Source organism: Microcystis sp. 0824 (genome assembly GCF_003112475.1).
GTDB classification, from domain to species: Bacteria; Cyanobacteriota; Cyanobacteriia; order Cyanobacteriales; family Microcystaceae; genus Microcystis; species Microcystis aeruginosa_C.
Window position 1 is genome coordinate 61,612 of sequence record NZ_BDSM01000008.1, and the last position, 21,262, is coordinate 82,873.

Sequence of the window (21,262 nt, forward strand, 5' to 3'; positions counted from 1 at the left end):
CAAAGATCGATCATATTGTAAGTTAAACTGATCACACAGAACCTAGAAGAGCCGATAAATTAGGCTTTTAGTCATCACCTAAAATCATGGCTTCGACTTCCTGTTTAGCTTTTTCTAGGTCGTCTTTGGCTTGTTGTTGGAGTTGTTTGGCTTGATTACGAATTGCCGTGATATGCTCACTAATTTCTATTTGTTTTTCAAGAGGAGGCAGAGGAATTAACAATTTTTTAAAAAATTCATCTGATACTCTTTGATGACCCACAGAACCAGAAAAGTAAAGAATAGCATAATTTCTAAGAATTTTAAGTCTTAGTAAGGCATAAATATATTTAATATCAATATCAGTTTTGGCTCGAAAAACATGAAATTCTGTAGAACCAAAGCCAATACCATTTACTAAATTAGAAACTACAGCAGATTTTCCATTTTGCATACAAGGCGTTATTTTTGCCCAAATTAAATCATTCTCTAAAAATCTTGTATATCCATTAGATTCTTCTATATTCCCTACTTGAGATGTATCTGCTTCTCCATAAATAGCTGAAACATTTTCCATTGGAATAAAAGTCGCTTGCATATCTTTTTTAGTTCCCTTAAATAAGGTCAATGGATTAATAAAAACACAATTCTTAAGCTTTTCCATAGGAAAACTTGTAGAAGGTAATAATAGTTCTTTTTGATGTGCGGGAGCATCAAACCTATCGCCTGATACCTCGCTTAAATTACGGATAAAAATTCGGTTTTTAATAGTGTTTTCTTCGGGTTCGGGTAACTCAATCCCCAACTCCCCTAACAGATAATCATCAATACTATCTAGTAATCGCTGTGCTTCCAATTCTTTTTGTTTTTTCTTTGCCACAGCATCCTGAATTTTTTCATATATTCTTTGATCACTGATCACAGGAATGGAAAATAAAGCAGGATAATCTAAAGCAGGACGAGTACCACCCGTTGCTCTTTTTGAAGCAAGTTTTTCTACTGTATCTAAGTTTAAAAAAGCCGCTAAATTCTCGCTAATTTCCTTAGAACCAGTACGAATAACAACAATATGCTGATTTATATTACCTTCAAAATTTTGGGGGACAACAGAGGCAATAGCCATCCTTCCAACGCCAGTAATTTTTACTAATAAATCTCCTTCTCTTATTTGACTTCTTTTTAATAAGCTTTCGTGAATTTCCCTAGAGATATAAACTAAATCAGTTTGATCTAGCTCTCCTGTCACTGATAAATTTTGCACACGCACAAATGGAATGCCATTCTCAGCATCAGAATAATAACTATTTTCGCTTTTACTGGGAGTAGCTCCACTTGAATGATACTTAGAAAAGTGCCGTAAACGATATTGAGTTTTTGCTTTAACTTTTTTATCTAATTTAACAAGCTCAGGAATATAACAAAATGGATCAAGCCGTCTTTCTAGTTCCTTTGAATTTACTAAAAATATTTTATCTTTATCCACATCAAGACCTAAAAAAAAACCATCCTTTCCTGACTCTATAGACTCAATAAACCGGGCAAGCTCCTGACCAATAAAATCTAACTCATTATTATTAGTCGGTTTACCCGTTGCATCATAACCAATATCTTCGGCAATCGCCATAAAAATCGGATAATCTTCGATTACCTTTTGCTTTTCCTCCGCATACTGATCACTCAAAGACTCCTTTAAGGCCTCAATTTGGTCATTATATTCCGCCGTGACCGACTTTTTCCACTCCTTATAAAGCTCCGAATCCGTCAACGCCTTACCGGACAAATTTTGAGCATTATCAAAACCTCGTAACTCCTTTAAATGCCGCTTCTTATTATTTTCAATCTTATCCAATAACTTTAAATAATCATTGCCTTGCTTAATTTGATCCTGTAAAGCCAGTTTAGCCTGTTGAATACTTTCCGTTACTGCTTGCGAATGCTTTTTCAAAAATAAAACCGAACTTTTAACCCCTGCTCCCGTTGCAGAAAAAGCCGTCTGAGGCATCGAAACCACCGCCACAATGCGATATTTTTCCTCGATTCCCTCCCTGACATACTGCAAACTTGAATTAGTCAAAATACCATCAGGAACCACCATCGCTAAATAGCCACCTTCCTTTAAAAAACGATGACATTGCTCGAGAAATAAAACTTCTGTACTTTGGCTATCCCGCTCCGTTGTTCTACTTTTAGGATTTAACCAATCTACCGCCTTCATCGCAAAGCTATATTGGGATATATAAGCCTGTTCCGTTTGTTTAATAACCGAACCAAAAGGCGGATTAGTAATAATAAAATCAAAGCGATTATATGTAAAGCCTTTATTTTCTGTCCGTTTAATTAAATCTTCGCTATCGCGTAAACCATCCGCTGCAATCACATTGGTATGACCATCATCATGGATAATCATATTCATTTTGGCAACCCGGGCAATCTGTTCATTAATTTCAATGCCAAACAAATTACTCTGAGCAAAATTATGCCAATGCTGATAATGTTTGTTATATTCTTTCGGATCCGTTTTATAATTGGGATAGTATTCATCAGCTTCCGTACGAACCTTCTCTAACGCATGAAGCAGAAAACCACCGCTTCCACAAGATGTGTCTAAAACTAAAGAATTGTGCTGGATGGGTAGCACATCCACAATAAACTTAACAATTGGTCGAGGTGTAAAATACTGCCCAAAATCTCCGCGAAAAAATGACCCCATAAACGTCTCAAAAGCGCGACCCTTACTATCTAAGTCTGTTTCGCCTAAATTAATACTTTCCAAATAACCCACCACCGTCCGCAACTTCTCTGGACTTAAGCGAATATCATCTTTAAAAACTTCTGCATCTGCTCGACGACCTTCTTCGTATAAAGCCTTAATGCGCTCACTTAATTGCTTATTTTCCCGTTGTTTTCTTTCCTCCTCTTTTTCATTAGCTTTAGGAGCAACACTAAAGACCTGAAAATCGTAGGGTTCCCTTACCTTGCGAGCTTTCTTTTCATCCCAAATTTTACAAAAAATTAGCTTATCTAACTCGTCAAAAGCTTCCGAGGGATTCAACTCTCCCCCTCCCCATAACGATTGATGAGCCTGCTTAAAACGACGGGTTAACTCACCCTCTGTAACTACTGTTAACTCAAATAACTTTTGTCCATTAGAAATACCACCACCTTTAGCATATTTAAAACGCGCTAATGTTTCCACTCCCGATTGTGGAATATCAGTGATAGTAATTCTTTCCTTTGGCTTTTCTGTTGGTACTTGATAATATTCATCTTTAATACCGGAAGTTATCCAAACATATTTCGCTCCTTCCGCCACCGCATAACTAAAACCCTGTTCTACTGCCTGAGTAAATTCTAATTCTGAAACCTCTTGTTTTTTACATTCAACAACGATATGAGGCGATTTATGCCCATCATCATTATAAACAATAATATCCGCTTCTTTGGTCGATGATCCCATTACTACGGGAACAAATAACCGAATCCGCTTTTGAGCATAACCATAGGTCAAAACTAACTTTAAAAAAGTCTCAGCTTGTACCTGTTCTTCAGGATTGCTATAATTTCGCTTTTTATTTTGATTAATATATGTAATATATTTCTGCTCATCATCTAACTTAATTAAGCCTTTTTTTATTCCTTCTTGAATTAAACTCATAAGCGTGTGATGGCCGATTCATTGACTGAGATAAAAAAATTATAATATTAACAGGGTATTTCAGACAACCCAAAAAAAGTTAACTTGAGCATCTTGATTGTTTAGCCCGTTAAGTAGCTGGTTATAATTAAATTAAAAATGGATTTTAGGTTCGATCCCCCCTGCCCCCCTTGATAAGGGGGGTGCCGATCCCCCCTTAGTCCCCCCTTAATCCCTCCTTAATAAGGGGGGCATCTGATAATTTTTAACGCCTACCTACTTAAAACCGAGGAATATGATTAAAAAGATGACGCATGACCACAAATTCCCAAGAAAATAACGAATAGCCATAACCCTGCTGCTCCACCGTCCTCACCTGAGCTTGTAAACCCTTTAAGGAAAAATCAGGATTCCAACCCGCATATAAACCCACCCCCACCGGCACATACCGGGAAGCTGTCGCCAGTCCCGATCCCGAAAGACTCGCCGCCACCTGATTGGGAGTTTTCCGATAGATCTGTAAGACCACCTCATCCACAATCCCTTGACGCACCCAAGCCAACCAATTTTGATTATATTTATTCACCGCAAAAGAGTGAGGATTAGGCGAAAGACTCACCACCAACTTGGGATTAATCGCCTTGACATGATCGTGCAACTTGCGGGTTAAATTCGTTAAAGCCTGACTTTTATTACCAAAAACACGCGGAACTGCCCAATGATCATCTAACTGAATCCCCGCCAAATCTTTTTCTTTTAAAATATCCTCCATATTGCCCAAAAGATAGGCTTGTACCTGCGGATTCGCCGGATCTAACCAGACATTGGTTTCCACCACCGTCTTCCCTGCGGGCGTTTTTAATAGCCAATCCGGATGCTTTTTGGCAATGGGATCCTTAGGCGATAACATCAAACCATACTCAAACCAAGCAAATGGCTTCAAACCCTGCCGTAAAGACTCCTTAACCGCTGCCCTCCAGGGATTGCTCAACGGCGGCACAAACAACCAATTCGTCGGACGTTGGGAAGTCGGATAAAGCGTTCCCCTAAACCCATAAACACTAAAATACACCCGGTCATAACCCGATCGCGAAAGATGATTTAACACCTCATCTAAGGACGTAGTGTGATGTAACAATATCGTGCCAATATTGGTTAACCAAACCCCCTTCATCTGCTCATTTTCCACTGCCTTTCGGGGAGCCGCGCGGTGAGTAACCAACAACAAAAAAGCCACTCCAGCAACAATCCCAAGCCTCTTTAGGTACTTGCTAAACTTAACCATGATTGCCGATTAATCCCACCCAGATATTTGATAATAGCATTATTGTAGTCCGATTTTTGATATTCAGTTCATTATCAGCGATCGCTGTTTAGTTATACTAAATCCGGTTATTAAAGACTGATTATCAGTGAACTAAAAAATAGATACCTGGTGTATTAGGCCCCCCTAACACACCCAGAAAAAATTTTAGGAAAAATTAACCGACCACACAGAGAATATCCGATGCGTGACTAGCGGTATTCACTTTCTCATCCACATGGCTAATTTTGCCTTCTGCATCGATGATATAGGTGACGCGCTTAGAATAGCCACCCCCATCGACGTCATAAGCTTTGGTGATAGCACCATCGGTATCTACAAGCAATTGGAAGGGTAAACTGTATTTTTCTTTAAATTGTGCATGGGAACCCTGGTCATCCCTGCTCACCCCGAAGACTACTATTTCCTTGTCTTGGTATTGTTCGTAGTTATCCCGGAAGCTTTGCGCTTGCTTGGTGCAGCCGGGGGTATCATCTTTGGGATAGAAGTATAAAACTACGACTTTACCTTGAAAATCCGACAGGGAAACGGTTTTTCCAGTATCGTCGGTGGTGGTAAAGTTCGGTGCGATTGTTCCAACGGTTAAAGCCATAACTCCGATTCCTTTACAAAAGTTAATCTATATTGATGATAAAGGATTAGGGTCAAAAACAGGGTGTGGGAATTATGAATTATGAATTATGAATTATGAATTATGAATTATGAATTAGGGAGATGGGGTGATGGGGTGGTCACTGCGTGCGCGTTGCGGGGGGTGATGGGGAAGTGGGGGTTCGAGCATTTGTACTACTATTTTCCACAGGCAGTTTAAATGCAGTGCAACTGAGAAGACGAACAACAAACCTCCAGAATTTGTCCTAGGATAATATTTGTCAGCTAAGAGGGGGATAATATGGGGCTATTCTGGTTAAAGGTGAGAACTTTTGGGCAAAATATCTTAATCGGTTTAGTTTTAGTGCTATTAATCGGTTTTTATCACAGCATCAGTGCTAAATCTGCCTCATTAATGATTGTTTATCCTCCCGATAATCATCAAACCACGGCATCGAGAATCTTTTTTATTGGTTCTGCTCCTCCATCGGGTCAAGTTTTGCTCAATAATCAACCGATTCAACGCAGTGCTAAAGGATATTTTGCCCCTAGTTTTCCCCTAGAAGTTGGCGAAAATAATTTCACTATTCGCTATCAAAACCAAACTATTAATCGTCAAATAATTCGTCTAGATACTCAAGCAATTATTCCCCAAGGATTAGCTTTTGCTGATAACTCTCTCAGTCCTTCTGTCAATAAGACGAGGTTAGTGGGGGAATGGATTTGTTTTAGTGCGATTGCCACTCCCCAAGCTCAGGTCTCTGTGCAGTTAGGAGATAAAATTCTGCCTCTTTTACCCCAACCTCAAACCACAAAACTGCCTAGTAATGCCGCAGTTTTAACTAATCTTAATCAAGCGAATTCCGAGGATAAAACTGGTTACTATCGAGGTTGTCAGCAGTTTAAGCAAGAGGCTAACTTAGGAAAACCTATTTTTACAGCACAATTAAATAATCGCTCGATTAGTCAACAAGGTCAAGGAGAAATTAACATTATTAGCGATCAAAATTTACCAGTGATTGAAATTATAGCAGACCAAGGGGTAGCTCGCACGGGGCCGGGTAGTAATTATTCCCGTTTAACTCCTTTACCCCAAGGCACAAAAGCGAGAGTCACTGGGAAAGAAGGGGATTGGTTACGGTTAGATTATGGTGGTTGGATTTTAGAGCGAGAAACCCGTTTAATAGTTAATGAGGTCTTAGATAATGCTAATATTCGTGGTCTCTCTTCTCGCAGTATCAATCAAGCAACGGAAATTATTTTCCCCCTCTCCCATCCTGTACCCATCGCCGTGAGACAAGAGGATGATAAATTTATTTTGACTCTTTATAAGACCATTGCCCAAACCGATACAATTTTTCTAGTGGATAATCCTTTAGTAAGACGTTTAGATTGGCGACAAATCAACCCGACCACGATAGAATACACTTTTAATCTTAACCAAAAACAACAGTGGGGTTATAGTCTTCGTTACCAGGGGACAAATTTAATCTTAACCCTGCGTCATCCCCCGGAAAAAAGTGATAATTTACAGGGCAAAGTTATTTTATTAGATCCAGGACACGGAGGTAAAGAAACTGGTGCTGTCGGTCCGACGGGTCACACAGAAAAAGAGATTAATTTGCTTATGTCTAAATTAATTAAACGGGAGTTAGAAAAATTGGGGGCAACAGTTTATTTAACCAGAGAAACGGACATCGAAATATCCCTACCGGCACGGGTAGAGATGATTAATAATCTACAACCAACCCTAGCACTATCGGTTCACTATAATGCTTTACCCGATGATGGAGATGCCTTAAATACCCAAGGAATTGGCATATTTTGGTATCATCCCCAGGCAGCGGATCTATCGGTTTTTCTCCACGATTATTTAACCAAAAATCTTAACCGTCCTTCCTATGGGGTATTTTGGAATAATTTAGCTTTAACTCGGCCTTATAGTAGTCCTTCATTGTTATTAGAGTTAGGATTTATGAGTAATCCTCAAGAATTTGAATGGATTACCGATACTCAGGCACAAAAACAATTAGCGCAAGTTTTAGCCGCCGGAATTAGCCAATGGTTTCAACAATCTGGGGTAATTGCTTCCAGTTAAGATTTAAGGGCAATCCGAGGGAGATAAGCTTAAATCTTTATGAAAAATCAAGCCCTAGCTGAAAAGCCGGTGATAGGATTGGCTGGAGTCTCTATTGTAATCTGAGGAAATTAAATCAAGTTCATGGAAAAAATGTTACCAGTGAACAGCAATCGGACAAAATAACTGCTAGATTACAAGGTATAGCCGATCACTCCCTAGTAGATATTCAAACAGCGATCACTCTGTAAGAAAAATCTCTGGATGAGCAAACAACTGAAGATAGTTTACCTAAAAATTTGCCAACAGTTCACGCCCTTATAGACAACTTAATCGCTGCCCCCCTTATTAAGGGGGGATAAAGGGGGATTAAGGGGGGATAAAAACCACCCTCGTTATTCGTTATTATTCTTCATATACCCATGACTAACTCTTTATATATCAGCACGACGGCAACGGGAAGCGGTAAAGCGTTAGTAGCTTTAGGAATTATTGACTTAATTCTCCGCAAAACTAATAAAGTTGCTTTTTTCCAGCCAATTGTTCTCGACTGTTCCGAAGGTCATCGGGACGAAGACATTGACTTAATCCTCAATTATTTTAAATTAGAACAAACCTACGAAGAAGCCTTCGGTTTATGTTACGAAGAAGTTAAGGATTTATTGGTACAACAAAAATTTGATGAAATCATTGAAAGAATTATCAAAAAGTTTAAAAACTTAGAAAAAAAATATGATTTTATCCTCTGTGAAGGTTCCGATTATCTGCAAGAAAATTCCGCCTTTGAATTTGAACTAAATACAGAAATCGCCAAAAATCTCGGTCATCCCATCTTAATATTAGGTAATGCTCACCAGCGCAGTATCGAAGATGCCCTTAGTCCGATCCTGATTTCCTGCGACACCTACCAAGATAAAGGTTGTACGGTGATCGGAATTATTATCAATCAAGCTGAAGAGGAAAAAATAGAGGAATTACGGAAAAGCCTAACTAAAATTTTTCACCCCCAAGAATATGCCCTAGGAGTGATTCCCCACAATGCCAAACTTAGCAGCCCGCGAGTGGCAGAAATCGCCCAACAATTACAGGCAAAAGTTCTCTACGGACAGCAGAGATTAGATAGTTTAGCTAGTAACTTTCTGGTGGTGGCTATGCAGATGCAAAATGCCCTAGAGCGGTTAAAAGAAGATAGTTTAATTATCACCCCTTGGGATCGCGGCGATGTGATTATCGGGATGTTACAAGCCCATCAATCGGCCAATTATCCCCAATTAGCCGGTATAGTCTTAACAGCAGGTGATAACCTCAATCCTTCGATCGCCCGTTTAATTGAAGGTTTGCCGGATCCCTTACCGATTCTCTCCGTCACCACCGATACCTATACCACGGCCGAACGCATCCACAATGTGCGGACCACCCTAACCTCGACGGACTACGATAAAATTAACCTCAGTCTGCAGCTTTTTCACAGTAACATCAATCTCGATCGCCTAGAAGCGCAAATTCGCACTTTGCGGACCCAGGGGATTACCCCGAAGATGTTCACCTATAATCTCGTACAACAGGCCAAAGCGCAAAAACGTCACATCGTTTTGGCCGAAGGAACCGAACCGCGCATCCTCCAGGCGGCCACAGTTTTAGTCGAACAGGATATCGTCGATTTAACCCTCTTGGGACAACCAGACGAGATTGCAATGGTGATTAAAAAACATGGTATCACTCTCGATCTCGATCGCCTGCAAATTATTAACCCCGTGGCTAGTCCCCATTTTGAAAGCTATGTGCAGACCCTCTACGAAGCGAGAAAAGCCAAGGGAATGAATCTGGATCTGGCCCGGGATTATGCACAGGATGTCTCCTATTTTGGCACTTTAATGGTGTATCAAGGCGATGCCGATGGTATGGTATCGGGGGCGGTGCATACCACTCAACACACGATTCGGCCTGCACTCCAGATTATCAAAACTAAGCCCGATTGTGCGATCGTCTCCTCGGTCTTTTTTATGTGTCTAGAGGATCGAGTCTTGGTCTATGGGGATTGTGCGGTCAATCCCGACCCTAGGGCTGAGGAATTAGCCGAAATCGCCCTATCTTCTGCTGAAACTGCCCAAAAATTCGGAATTGAACCGCGAATCGCCCTGCTTTCCTATTCTTCGGGTCAATCGGGCCAGGGAGAAGACGTGGAAAAAGTACGACAAGCGACCAAAATCGCTAGGGAAAAACGCTCCGATTTGAAGCTAGAAGGCCCGATTCAGTACGATGCGGCGGTAGATAGGGAAGTAGCCGCCCAAAAAATGCCGGGGTCAGAGGTAGCGGGCCAAGCAACGGTGTTTATTTTTCCTGACCTGAATACAGGGAATAATACTTATAAAGCCGTGCAGAGGGAAACGAAAGCTTTAGCGATTGGTCCAATCCTACAGGGATTAAAAAAACCCGTCAATGATCTCAGTCGCGGTTGTACCGTTCCCGATATTATCAATACGGTGGTAATCACAGCAATTCAATCCCAATCTTTTTGAGTTATCGTCATTTCAGATCAGTCCCATGATGTACTCTTGACGGCTCAAACAATATTCACAGCGATCGCCCGCTCTTTCTCTCACTCGCTGGCGAACCTCTGGGGGAATGGCACTCATGCCACCAGTGGCTCCCGCAAGCCTCGGCGTACCGCTTCTGCCAAGGCTTCTGACTTGCCTAACTGTCCCAGTTGATAGATATGCAGTAAGGCTAAGAGTTCGTAGCGTTCTGCTTCTGTCAAGGCTGTATTTTTCCCTTTCGTCTGTAACTCGCCCAATCGCTGGTTCTGTACCTCATCCATCCGAGAATTTGCCAGTGCCAAGACTTCGGCATCCGATAACTGGGAAGGGGGAGAAAATTCGCCAACTGTCAGCCAGAGCCATTGCAAGGATTCGGCTAAGACAGTTGCAATTTCTTGCTGTGTTGAGGCTCCCAACCGCTTGGCATATTCCAGTAAGTGTTCCGGCAATTTGAGGGTGACTTCAACTGCCATATCCGCTCTTATCTCCCACATTCCGCACCCTAAAGTGTCACATTGAAAATTTTATCTAAATCGTCAAAACGATTGCCGGCTCTGAATTACAGGCTAATTTGTTAGCCCAGCAGATTCACAATTAGCCCTAAAAATCTGATAGCTCTGATACCAAATTATTGAGATAAACTCTCATTAAGCTGGCGTTCGTTGACTAGAGTGTGACACTTCATAATTCTTAGTAATCGCTAAAAGTCTTAATATACAAGGGCTAGAGCAACTTTTGATTTCAACGACTAGGGTGCGGAATGTGGGTTATCTCATCTAAAGGGGTATTTTCAGGATAGACCATTTTTAGAAAACGGGTTTCTCAAAGAAAACCGTTTTCTGGAGATGAAAAACATAGATAAAACCCTATAAAATCGATAAGAAGCAATAATTGACAAAATAGGGGTGGTGTGATATGCTTTTTGGTAAAATTTCTACAAAATTGTCAATGAACACTACAACTATCCTCAAATCCCTGTCTGGTGTCGGTGTTGTCTTCGCCAGCACAGTTAGCGCGATCACCATGGTGGCCACCCTCCCCGCCAGCGCCGCCACCTTTACCTTTACCGGAAGTGGCGGTAATATCCCTGATGACAACACCACTGGTTTTAGTAGCACTATTACCGTTCCCACCAGTTCCAACGTTTTGATCACCGATGTCACTGTCACCCTCACGGGACTGCAGCACAACTTTCTAGGCCAGGTGCGTGCCGCCCTCACCTACGTCCCAACCAACACGACAGTAGCCCTATTCAACCGGGTTGGGCGCATTGTTCCCCCTACTACTGCGACTGGCGATAACAGCAACTTCAACGGCAACTACAGCTTTAACGATGCCTTTACCGGCGACATCTGGACCGCAGCGGCTTCTGGGGGTAATCTTTTTGACGTCGCCAGCGGCAACTACTTCGCCACTGGTGGGAACAGTAGCACCAAGGTTCCCATGCTCGCTTCCCTAGGCGGACAAGAGTCCAGCGGCGACTGGCAGCTGACCATTGCCGATACTGTCGCTGGTACTACTGGCTCTTTCACTTCTTGGACGCTAAATTTGCAAGGTACCCCCATTCCTGAGCCAAGTTCTAGCTTAGGTTTGCTGGCTTTAGGCTTACTGGGAGCGAGAGCGGCACTTGAGCGCCATTTGAATGGGAAAGATTAGCATAGAAAACGGGTTTCTTTGAGAAACCCGTTTTCTGGAATATGCTTATTTCCTCCCGACCGGGCCGAAGCGGGAATCAAAACTATCTCAATGGAGCGAGATGAATCGCGACCAGAATAAAACTAACGCGGTAGCGTTTCCACTTTCGGGGAGTTTTGGTTCTCGACGTATTTTTTTAGTTGTTCGACAGTAACGTCGCCACAACTAGCCACGAAATAAGCTCCCGTCCAAAAATAGGGTTTGTTGTCGAAATACTCGGCCGCCAAATACGGAAATTCTTGTCTAATTAAGCGACTACTAACTGTTTTAAGGTTAGCGATTAGTTTGGTCCATGATTGTAATTATAGCGTTTCCTGTTCGCAAGAGATACATTATCGATGGTGAAAAGCTTAATTAGCCAAGGTTAAACTGTGCCACACAGGTGTGAGAACCGCTATAGTTGATATCCTAGGCAGTAAGTGTTATAATTTAACTATACATCACGCTCACGAAAGACAGTGATAACGCTTACCTACCAGTACAAACTAAAGGTAAACAGACAACAGGAACAGGAGATAATCCACATTCTTGATGTTTGCAAAAGCGTTTATAATTACGCTCTTTCAGAACGGAAAGATTGGTTAAACTCTCGAAAGTGTCTTGCGGATCACTGTTCGCTAGTTTCCGAGTACATAATTCCTGCGGATGAACCCTATCCTAATTACTTCGTTCAAGCTAAAAATCTAACGGAAGCTAAAAAAGTTTACCCGATATTAAAGACGGTTAACGCTCAAGTTTTACAGCAAGTCTTAAAAACTTTAGATAAGGCGTTTAACCAGATGAAATCGAAAGGCTTCGGCTTTCCTAGATTTAAGAAAAAGATGCGGAGTTTTGTTTTTCCTGCGCTCTCAAAAAGCTTTCTAGGTGACGAATACTTAAATTTTCCACAATTGGGAAAAATTAGAATCAGGCAATCTAGAGAATACCCGTCTGGGTTCGAGCCTAAACAAGCTCGAATTATCCAAAAAGCGTCGGGATTTTACGTTTCGGTTTCCTTCCAATCTACGGAATTAGTTCCCGATATGACAGTGGGAAAAACCTGTTTAGGAATTGACGCGGGGATTGAGAGTTTTGTTGCTACTTCACGGGGAGATTTAATCAAAGCCCCTCGATTTTTGTTGAAAGTACAGAGTAAGCTTAAATTGCTACAAAGACGCTTGAAACGGAAAACTAAAGGCTCTAGCAATTGGTTGAAACTCCAAGATAAGATAGCGAGATTACACGAAAAAGTGTCTAATACTCGTAGAGATTGGCATTTTAAGTTAGCTCATTACCTTTGCGATCTCGCTGATAATATCTTTGTTGAAGATATTAACTTCGTTTCCTGGTCTAGAGGGATCGTTAGAAAACAATCTCTGGATTCAGGTATCGGTAGTTTTATTAACGAGATATTACCGTTTGTCGCTTGGAAACGGGGAAAATATTATCTTAAGGTTGATAAAAACGGAACCTCGCAAGAGTGTCCGAATTGTGGCGCAATTACTGGTAAAAAAGCGTTATCGGAAAGAGTTCACCGGTGTGATTCTTGCGGCCACATTGAACCGAGAGATACGGCATCAGCGAAGGTAATTGAGAACCGAGGAAAAAACGCGGTCGGACTGACCGTGTTAGAAAACGCTCGCGGAGGCGATTTGACGGGGATCGACTGGGTTAAACTCGGTCGATCTAGTTAAAAACCTATGAACCGAGAATCTCCCGCTACACCGCGCGAGCGGTTAGCGGGGGAGAGTCAAAATTAGAATGATTAAACCCCAACCATAACCCCGCCTCGATAGCCGATAACCGATCGCTAAACATGGAGCCATCTTTCGCCCTTACCCTGCAAATTGTCATCACTGTGGTGGCGGGGATTACAGCCCAAGTCATTGCCGAATACCTGAAAGTTCCCAGTATTGTCTTCCTGCTTATTTTTGGGATTGCTTTAGGGTCCGATGGTTGGGAAATTCTACACCCCCAAAGTCTGGGAATTGGCTTAGAAGTCCTTGTTGCCCTCTCTGTGGCGATTATCCTATTTGAAGGCGGTTTAAGCCTAAGCGGACGGGAATTAGGGCGAGTTTCTGGCAGTTTACGCAACCTTGTCACCCTCGGTACTTCCATCACTCTCATCGGTGGCGGTATGGCAGCCCACTGGTTGGGGGAATTTCCCTGGCCGATCGCATTTCTTTACGCTTCTTTAGTGGTGGTAACTGGTCCGACAGTGATCGGGCCTTTGCTGAAGCAAGTAGCCGTAGATCGGCGGGTGGCGACGCTTTTGGAAGGAGAAGGGGTATTAATCGACCCGGTGGGCGCAATTTTAGCCGTAGTGGTGCTAAATACGATTATTGATAGTCATTCCCGCCCCATGGCAATTATCACCGGTTTAACCCTGCGTTTAGGCATCGGGGCAGCGATCGGCATTGTCGGCGGGGGATTGTTAAGTTTTATTATAAAAACTTGCAATTTTTTGACTTTTGAGCTAAAGAATCTCGTGGTTTTAGCGGGAGTCTGGGGATTATTTGGTTTATCGCAATTTAGCCGCAGTGAATCGGGGTTAATGGCGGTGGTAATGGCGGGAATTGTGCTAAAAGCGGCGGCAGTTCCCGATGAGCGGTTATTAAGGCGTTTTAAGGGTCAATTAACCACTCTTTGCGTGTCGGTACTGTTTATTTTACTAGCGGCGGATCTTTCGATCGCCAGTGTCATCGCTTTGGGTTGGGGCAGCGTCCTGACTGTGTTAGTCTTGATGCTGGTGGTACGTCCCCTGAGTGTGGCTCTGTGTACCCTAAAAAGTGACCTAAATTGGCGACATAAGTTATTTATCGCTTGGGTTGCCCCTAGGGGAATCGTTTCTGCCTCCGTAGCTTCTTTATTTGCCATTTTACTCACCCGTGCCGGTATTAATGGCGGTGAAGCGATCAAAGCTTTAGTCTTTTTAACAATTTTAATGACGGTTTTTATTCAGGGATTAACGGCGCGGTGGGTGGCAAAAGGGCTAAAAATCACTTCTTCTGCGGCAACAGGAGCAGTAATCGTCGGTTGTAACCCCCTAGGTCGCTTAATCGGTTGTTTATTCCAAGAACAAGGGGAAACCGTGGTTTTAATCGATACGGATGCCGCAGCCTGTCAGCAAGCAAAAGAAGAGGGTTTGACGGTGCTGCAGAGTAGCGCACTTGATACAAAAATACTGCAAGAAGCCGGCATCGAATCCATGGGGACTTTTCTGGTTTTGACTAATAATAGCGAGGTTAATCTGGTTTTAGCCCAAAGAGCCGGCGAGGAGTTTCATCCCCCCCGGGTGTTGGCTGCCTTTGCGGGAACCCCTAACCCGGATAAAAATAAGGTTAATCAGGTTTTTCTCCCTAGTTTTTCGGTCAAGGAATGGAATCAGTATTTAGACGATAATCAGATTAAATTGGGTAAAACTATCTTTAAGGCCGATGATTTGAGCGAACAACAGACCAGATTAACTAAATTAATCGAAAATGGCGAACTGCTGCCCCTACTATTGCGTCGTGATAATTCCCTACAGGTAGTAACAGAAGGGGAAGAATGGCGCACCGGAGACGAATTAATCTATATTCTGCGCGATTTACGCCCACAACTGCTTAAACGTCTTTCTGGTACTGTCAAAACCCGTTTATCTTTGGAAATCTTACCCGAAGTGGAAATTGCCACCAGTAGATAAGTAATAGGACAAAATTAACTTCTTGGTTAGGATAGGCACTCTGGCAACTTAAACTTAGCCAAAAAAAACGGTACACTGATAACTGATAATTGATAACTGATCACTGCTTATGCCTCCCCGTTGGCCCCGTCAACCCGACCGCAAAAACGATCCCGCTTTCCGACGTTTAGATGATCGCATGAATTTTGCCGTTCATGTGGCTGGTTTTTTAGCGATTAATTCAGGGTTGTGGTTCTTTCATATCATTAAATTCTCCGATTGGACTTGGTTAAATCTGTTCACGGGAATTTGGGCTATTCTATTGGTGGGACATTTGATTTATATAGCGGCGATCGCTAACTACTCGGTAACATCCCATGGCTAACACAACTCAGGACATCGAAAATCTGGCGGCCCAAATCGGCGACAATATCTACATTGACGTGGCTAAATGGCATCTCTATCTCCGGGAGGCCCATTTACACAGCGTCGTTGCCGAAAAAGTCTTCCCTTTGCTCGAAAACGACAGCTTAAGCGAGAATGCAGTCATGTCTATCCTGCGTGAGATAAAAGTCACCCTCGGAGGTGGTCATCTGCAAGTTTCTCTAGCAGATTTGTTACCCAGCAAATGTCAGATAGATTTAATCGATTTGCTGGAAGAATACCAAAAAAGTTTCTAAAATTCCCCAATAGTATGCCTGATAACTGGCAGACTAGGACTAACAGGCTAAAGTAGTTAGAAATAGTCCCCCAGAAGCAAACTATGGAAATAGGTGTTCCCAAAGAGATTAAAGATCAAGAGTTTCGCGTCGGTTTAAGTCCTAGTAGTGTGCGTGTACTCAATGATCGCGGTCACAGGGTATTTGTGGAAACGGCCGCCGGATTGGGTGCCGGATTCAGCGATGAAGATTACCAAAAAGCCGGGGCCAAAATTGTGGAAAAAGCGGCACAAGTTTGGGATAAACCGCTAGTTGTCAAGGTAAAAGAGCCGCTTAAGGCAGAATACGGCTTTTTAAACAAGGAAGCTCTCCTATTCACCTATTTACACCTAGCGGCCGAGCGCTATTTAACGGAAGCATTAATCGAGTCGGGAACAACTGCGATCGCTTATGAAACGGTCGAGCTTGCCGATGGTCGTTTGCCTCTCTTAACTCCCATGAGTGTTATTGCCGGTCGTCTTTCGGTACAATTTGGGGCCCGCTATCTGGAAAAACAACAGGGGGGTAGGGGAGTTTTACTGGGGGGTTTCCCCGGGGTGAGTCCTGGACAAGTGGTTATCCTTGGCGGTGGTGTGGTGGGTACGGAAGCGGCCAGAATTGCCATCGGTATGGGGGCAAAAGTAACTATTTTAGATATTAACGTCGAGCGCTTGGCCTATTTAGAGACTTTATTCGGTTCCAGGGTAGAATTGCTTTATAGTAGCTCGGCACAATTAGAAAATGTGGTTCCTAAGGCCGATTTATTGATTGGGGCAGTGCTAGTCTTAGGAAAACGAGCGCCGACGCTGATTTCTCGCTCTTTAGTCGCCAAAATGAACCCTGGTTCTGTAATTGTCGATGTGGCAGTGGACCAAGGGGGCTGCGTGGAAACTCTGCGGGCCACTTCCCACAGTCAACCGACTTACTTGGAGTCGGGAGTAGTACATTATGGAGTGCCTAATATGCCTGGAGCAGTACCCTGGACGGCAACCCAAGCTTTAAATAATAGTACCCTACCCTACGTTATTAAATTAGCCGACCATGGGGTAAAAGCCTTGGATCAAGATGTTTCCCTCGCTAAGGGGTTAAATGTCGCCAATCATCGGTTAATTCATCCAGCAGTGCGCGAAGTTTTTCCCGATTTGATTTGAATGTCAAAAAGGTGCGACTGAATTATTTTGGGCTGCTAGGAAAATCAGTCGTATCTATAGCGTTTTTCAGTCTGCTGAGGTACAAAAGTTATGGGTTTTAGGCACTCATGCAAGAGGCAAAAGGCAAAGGGGAAGAAAAACAGTTGTACCTCACTAGCTTAGGAAACGCTATATCTTAACAATTAAAACAGGATTAAGGTGGTTAATTCACTTGTACTTTAGCTATCTTGTTGGTTATAATCAGGGAATATGATCCCTAGGAAAATATTAAGGTAAAATGGTCAAATTTATCGATTTATTTGCCGGTATTGGAGGCTTTAGAATAGCTTTTGAAAATCTGGGTTGTCAGTGTGTTTTTTCATCGGAGTGGAATAAATTTTCTCGAAAAACCTACGAAGCTAATTTTAACGATAGTCCCGAAGGAGATATTACTTTAATTCCCGCTTTAACAATACCAGATCATGATATATTGACGGCTGGGTTTCCCTGTCAGCCTTTTAGCATAGCTGGAGTAACTAAACACAATGCGTTAGGTACTCGCCATGGATTTGATCATCCCACTCAAGGAACACTTTTTTTCGAGGTTGTCAGAATTATTCGAGAAAAAAGACCGAAAGCATTCATTTTAGAAAATGTCAAAAATTTACAGAGTCATGACAAGGGTAAAACATTTGAAGTGATTAAAAATACCCTATCAGAGGATTTAAATTATCATATTTATTATCAGGTCATAGATGCTCGTTCTCTTGTTCCCCAGAACAGAAAAAGAATTTTTATTGTTGGCTTTGAGAAACCTAGCCGATTTATGTTTCCAGAAATACCAGATATTCATCCTAAAATTAAAGATATTCTTGAAGGGGAAGTTGATAGTAAATATACTTTAACAGATCATCTCTGGGATTACTTACAGAAGTATGCTGATAAACATAAAGAAAAAGGGAATGGTTTTGGTTATGGATTAGTTAATTTAGAGGGGATTGCCAGAACTTTGAGTGCTAGATATTATAAAGATGGTTCCGAAATTTTGATCCCTCAACAGGGAAAAAATCCCCGTCGTCTAACACCAAGAGAATGTGCAAGATTGATGGGATTTCCTGAAAAATTCATTATTCCTGTATCTGATAATCAAGCTTATAAACAGTTTGGTAATGCGGTTGTACCTCCTGTAGTAGAGGCAATAGGAAGGGAGATATTGCTAAGTCTGAATAATCCTATTTTAGATCAGAAAAATTTGCTTGATTCATCTCGCAAAAATCCAATTATCAAACAATTAGAACTTGCCCTAGTTTTTTAGTCCTAAAGATTTATGAGTGATATCTATAGCTTTAATGTTCAGGAAAATGAATTAATCGAGACAATTAAGAATGCTTATTATATGCAACCGGTGATCTCGAAAATAGACGCTATTTTAGCAATTCAAGATGTAGAGATATATCAAAATGCTTTCAATTATCTCTATGAAGTTATTCAAGGCTCAAAAGATGAAGTAGAAAAAATTATTAAACAAAGAAAGCTTCGGGGATTGATTAAAGATGAAAAACAAACTGCCAAAGCTGTGGTAGGAAACATATTTCCCTATGCGGTTATCTATATTTTTCTCAAAAATAAGGAGATCAAGAATATCGATCAACATATTTATATAACTAATAAAAAATCTGCTGTTCGAGGATTTGAAAATGTATCCACTATTAAATTGGGTGATGGAGAACAACAAAAACCAGATTGTGATTTGATCATTTATTCTTACCATACTTCCGCAAATATAAGTGATGGTAATAATCAAGAAATACCCTATCCTAAATGTATAATTTTATCGTTAAAAACTTCTTTGCGAGAAAGAGCATCGCAAACCTATAAATGGAAACTTTTGTTAGAAATAGCTAATGATCATGGCTCTAAAATTAAGGAAAAATACGGCATTAACTATAATGTTCCAGAAATTCCTCTTATCTGTTTTGTTACAGTTAATTTTTACAACGAAATTAACAATCCTCAACAACGAGGAATGTTAAAATTTTTTGATAAAGCATTTTTGGCCAAAAAATTAGATGATGAAAAAGAGACGGATTTAAACAGACAAAAATCCCAAGATTTTATTAGTCCCTTATCAGAATTAGTAGATTTTGTTAGAGACTTTTTTAAGCCATAATTGGACAGAATTAGCCCTAGAAAGTATGGAATTTAATGACTATCATGTTCTCGTCAGCTTGTGTATAAAGTTTGATGTATAGATTCAACATTTTTGGTCACTAAGCCACAGCAAATCCCGTATATTTGCGTACTTTAGGATAACGAAAACCCAGGACTATATCTTCTTTGGGAATACCTGCCTCCATCAAATCAGTAGCTATACCTTCCTCCGTTTCATCACATTGAATCCAGACTTTATCGACAACCAAGCTAAGGTGAATTGGCGTTGCATGGAGATACTTATTACCACTCCAACCGAAATCTAAAACTAGATAATGTCCTCGTTCATCATCAAATATAACCTGAGAAGTGTAGCCATCAGGTAAGGTAGCACGATAGTTAGCATGATTCTGGAGAACACTCTTAATAATACCTTGATATTTTAATCGGGTATCCATTGCACGATTACCTCACTTTCATCATCAAAGACAATTAAAAGGGGAGAATTAATCCCCCCATCAATTTAGACAAAGAAACTATTGACCGCAATAGTGCCGAGCGCCGGTAAAGTACCCGTTAACCCAGTCAGATTAATCACCAAATCATTAGCACTTTGGAAACCCGCCGTACCGTCGTTGATAATTAGGTAAGTAGAAGAACTATTGTCCCGCACTAAAACAGCACTGTTAGTTCCGAGAGCTTGATTTCCGGCTGTTGCCCCATTAGCATCGGTAAAGACATTAGTAACAATGGTGTTAATATTGGTCGTGGTGCTATCTGTTGCCCGGGTAAAAGCGACCGGGGCATTAATTGCCGCACCAGCTTGACTAAGCAGGTCAATCTTATCAGTACCAATAGCAAAATCCGTAACTCGGTCTAGGGCTGCCGAGGTGGACTGACTAAACTGGAAGATGAAGATGTCTGTCCCCACCCCACCAGTTAAAGTATCGATTCCAGCAGCACCATTGAGGGTATTATTGCCACTATTCCCTGTAATCTGGTTATTTAAGCCATTACCCGTGCCATTAAGATTACCAGTACCGGTGAGGAGGAGATTTTCCACGTTGTCGGGAAGGGTATAGGAAAGGGAAGCTTGCACGATATCGGTTCCCTGGTTGAGAGCTTCAATCACCAAATCGCCGGCATCATTTACCGTATAAGTATCGTTTCCGGCTAATCCAGTCATGGCATCTGCTCCAGAAGTACCCACAAGGGTGTCAGGACCAGAAGTACCGATAAAGTCATCATTATTGATGGTTCCCGTGGCAGTAGCAGTGGTGATAGTAGCGCCGTTGGTGGCATTGGAGAGGGTAACGGTAAAGTTTTCGTTCAGTTCTACCGTTGTATCTCCCTGAACGTTAACAGTAATCACTTTACTGGTTTCCCCGGCGGCAAAACTTACTACTCCACTGGGTAATACTCCCCCAACAAAATCCGTGGCATTGGCAGGATTGGTTCCGCTGCCGGTAACTGCCCAGTTGACGTTATTGGTTCCCGTGGTATTAACCGCACGAGTGACGGTGAAAGTAAAGGCTTTACTGCCACTGTTGCCCTCGGTTTGATTGGCATTGGTGGCGGCAATAGCGAGGGTGGGAACTGCTGCATCATCATTTTGGATAGTGCCAATAGCAGTAGCGGTGGTAATAGTAGCGCCGTTGGTGGCATTGGAGAGGGTGACGGTAAAGTTTTCGTCCGGTTCTACCGTTGTATCTCCCTGAACGTTAACAGTAATCACTTTACTGGTTTCCCCGGCGGCAAAACTTACTACTCCACTGGGTAATACTCCCCCAACAAAATCCGTGG

The 21,262-nt window shown here is 41.9% G+C and carries 16 protein-coding genes and 1 pseudogene; 10 read left to right on the forward strand and 7 right to left on the reverse strand.

Annotated features, from left to right (window positions below; all coding sequences use genetic code 11):
• Window positions 1-67 precede the first annotated feature (67 nt).
• The 3 genes from N0824_RS03770 to N0824_RS03780 form a co-directional block, all read right to left on the reverse strand.
• Complete coding sequence (locus N0824_RS03770) at window positions 68-3,634, reverse strand: N-6 DNA methylase (protein ID WP_108935771.1); 3,567 nt, start codon at window positions 3,632-3,634, stop codon at window positions 68-70.
• Window positions 3,635-3,893: 259 nt separating this feature from the next.
• Entirely contained in the window at window positions 3,894-4,898 is a 1,005-nt protein-coding gene (locus N0824_RS03775; protein ID WP_036402941.1) for a glycoside hydrolase family 10 protein, read from the reverse strand.
• 196 nt (window positions 4,899-5,094) lie between these two features.
• Window positions 5,095-5,529, reverse strand: coding sequence for a peroxiredoxin (locus tag N0824_RS03780; RefSeq protein ID WP_002784120.1), 435 nt, complete (start codon window positions 5,527-5,529; stop codon window positions 5,095-5,097).
• 300 nt (window positions 5,530-5,829) lie between these two features.
• Here N0824_RS03780 and N0824_RS03785 point away from each other — a divergent pair, with 300 nt between their 5' ends.
• Both N0824_RS03785 and pta read left to right on the forward strand, forming a co-directional pair.
• Window positions 5,830-7,626 (forward strand): N-acetylmuramoyl-L-alanine amidase, encoded by a 1,797-nt coding sequence (locus N0824_RS03785; protein WP_108935772.1) that lies wholly within the window; start codon window positions 5,830-5,832, stop codon window positions 7,624-7,626.
• Between the two features lie 401 nt (window positions 7,627-8,027).
• Entirely contained in the window at window positions 8,028-10,124 is a 2,097-nt protein-coding gene (gene pta / locus N0824_RS03790; protein ID WP_108935773.1) for a phosphate acetyltransferase, read from the forward strand.
• A gap of 113 nt (window positions 10,125-10,237) precedes the next feature.
• On the opposite strand, the gene N0824_RS03795 is transcribed toward pta, so the two are convergent.
• The gene (locus N0824_RS03795; RefSeq protein WP_043999324.1) at window positions 10,238-10,615 is read right to left on the reverse strand and encodes a hypothetical protein; all 378 of its coding nucleotides are present in this window, start codon (window positions 10,613-10,615) and stop codon (window positions 10,238-10,240) included.
• A 442-nt stretch (window positions 10,616-11,057) separates the two neighbouring features.
• Between N0824_RS03795 and N0824_RS03800 the strand changes: the two genes are divergently transcribed.
• Window positions 11,058-11,798, forward strand: a complete 741-nt coding sequence (locus N0824_RS03800; RefSeq protein WP_108935774.1) for a proprotein convertase P-domain-containing protein — start codon at window positions 11,058-11,060, stop codon at window positions 11,796-11,798.
• A 122-nt stretch (window positions 11,799-11,920) separates the two neighbouring features.
• On the opposite strand, the pseudogene N0824_RS03805 reads toward N0824_RS03800, so the two are convergent.
• A pseudogene (locus N0824_RS03805) lies at window positions 11,921-12,127 on the reverse strand (transposase); the annotation flags it as partial.
• A gap of 168 nt (window positions 12,128-12,295) precedes the next feature.
• Between N0824_RS03805 and N0824_RS03810 the strand changes: the two are divergent.
• From N0824_RS03810 to N0824_RS03840, 7 genes are all read left to right on the forward strand, one after another.
• Window positions 12,296-13,510, forward strand: coding sequence for an RNA-guided endonuclease TnpB family protein (locus N0824_RS03810; protein WP_108935775.1), 1,215 nt, complete (start codon window positions 12,296-12,298; stop codon window positions 13,508-13,510).
• 122 nt (window positions 13,511-13,632) lie between these two features.
• Window positions 13,633-15,501, forward strand: a complete 1,869-nt coding sequence (locus tag N0824_RS03815; RefSeq protein ID WP_108935776.1) for a sodium:proton antiporter — start codon at window positions 13,633-13,635, stop codon at window positions 15,499-15,501.
• Window positions 15,502-15,610: 109 nt separating this feature from the next.
• Window positions 15,611-15,865, forward strand: a complete 255-nt coding sequence (locus tag N0824_RS03820) for a hypothetical protein (RefSeq protein WP_002761850.1) — start codon at window positions 15,611-15,613, stop codon at window positions 15,863-15,865.
• Window positions 15,858-16,160, forward strand: coding sequence for a DUF3181 family protein (locus N0824_RS03825; RefSeq protein ID WP_004162977.1), 303 nt, complete (start codon window positions 15,858-15,860; stop codon window positions 16,158-16,160). Before N0824_RS03820 ends, N0824_RS03825 begins: the two co-directional genes overlap by 8 nt.
• A gap of 83 nt (window positions 16,161-16,243) precedes the next feature.
• Window positions 16,244-17,329 carry an alanine dehydrogenase gene (gene ald, locus N0824_RS03830; protein WP_108935777.1) on the forward strand — a complete coding sequence of 362 codons (1,086 nt, stop codon included), beginning with the start codon at window positions 16,244-16,246 and terminating at the stop codon, window positions 17,327-17,329.
• A gap of 277 nt (window positions 17,330-17,606) precedes the next feature.
• Entirely contained in the window at window positions 17,607-18,623 is a 1,017-nt protein-coding gene (dcm, locus tag N0824_RS03835; RefSeq protein ID WP_108935778.1) for a DNA (cytosine-5-)-methyltransferase, read from the forward strand.
• Window positions 18,624-18,635: 12 nt separating this feature from the next.
• Window positions 18,636-19,478 carry a BsaWI family type II restriction enzyme gene (locus N0824_RS03840; RefSeq protein ID WP_108935779.1) on the forward strand — a complete coding sequence of 281 codons (843 nt, stop codon included), beginning with the start codon at window positions 18,636-18,638 and terminating at the stop codon, window positions 19,476-19,478.
• 100 nt (window positions 19,479-19,578) lie between these two features.
• On the opposite strand, the gene N0824_RS03845 is transcribed toward N0824_RS03840, so the two are convergent.
• Window positions 19,579-19,917, reverse strand: coding sequence for a XisI protein (locus tag N0824_RS03845; protein ID WP_108935780.1), 339 nt, complete (start codon window positions 19,915-19,917; stop codon window positions 19,579-19,581).
• Window positions 19,918-19,982: 65 nt separating this feature from the next.
• Window positions 19,983-21,262, reverse strand: a 1,280-nt coding sequence (locus tag N0824_RS03850) for a bluetail domain-containing putative surface protein (RefSeq protein WP_108935781.1), incomplete at its 5' end; no start/stop codon positions are given.

Excerpts from the sequence above, each read along its gene's own strand:
- N0824_RS03770 (WP_108935771.1), bottom strand. The coding sequence starts at position 3,634 with ATGAGTTTAATTCAAGAAGGAATAAAAAAAGGCTTAATTAAGTTAGAT.
- N0824_RS03775 (WP_036402941.1), bottom strand. The coding sequence starts at position 4,898 with ATGGTTAAGTTTAGCAAGTACCTAAAGAGGCTTGGGATTGTTGCTGGA.
- N0824_RS03780 (WP_002784120.1), bottom strand. The coding sequence starts at position 5,529 with ATGGCTTTAACCGTTGGAACAATCGCACCGAACTTTACCACCACCGAC.
- N0824_RS03785 (WP_108935772.1), top strand. The coding sequence starts at position 5,830 with ATGGGGCTATTCTGGTTAAAGGTGAGAACTTTTGGGCAAAATATCTTA.
- pta (WP_108935773.1), top strand. The coding sequence starts at position 8,028 with ATGACTAACTCTTTATATATCAGCACGACGGCAACGGGAAGCGGTAAA.
- N0824_RS03795 (WP_043999324.1), bottom strand. The coding sequence starts at position 10,615 with ATGGCAGTTGAAGTCACCCTCAAATTGCCGGAACACTTACTGGAATAT.
- N0824_RS03800 (WP_108935774.1), top strand. The coding sequence starts at position 11,058 with ATGCTTTTTGGTAAAATTTCTACAAAATTGTCAATGAACACTACAACT.
- N0824_RS03815 (WP_108935776.1), top strand. The coding sequence starts at position 13,633 with ATGGAGCCATCTTTCGCCCTTACCCTGCAAATTGTCATCACTGTGGTG.
- N0824_RS03820 (WP_002761850.1), top strand. The coding sequence starts at position 15,611 with ATGCCTCCCCGTTGGCCCCGTCAACCCGACCGCAAAAACGATCCCGCT.
- N0824_RS03825 (WP_004162977.1), top strand. The coding sequence starts at position 15,858 with ATGGCTAACACAACTCAGGACATCGAAAATCTGGCGGCCCAAATCGGC.
- ald (WP_108935777.1), top strand. The coding sequence starts at position 16,244 with ATGGAAATAGGTGTTCCCAAAGAGATTAAAGATCAAGAGTTTCGCGTC.
- dcm (WP_108935778.1), top strand. The coding sequence starts at position 17,607 with ATGGTCAAATTTATCGATTTATTTGCCGGTATTGGAGGCTTTAGAATA.
- N0824_RS03840 (WP_108935779.1), top strand. The coding sequence starts at position 18,636 with ATGAGTGATATCTATAGCTTTAATGTTCAGGAAAATGAATTAATCGAG.
- N0824_RS03845 (WP_108935780.1), bottom strand. The coding sequence starts at position 19,917 with ATGGATACCCGATTAAAATATCAAGGTATTATTAAGAGTGTTCTCCAG.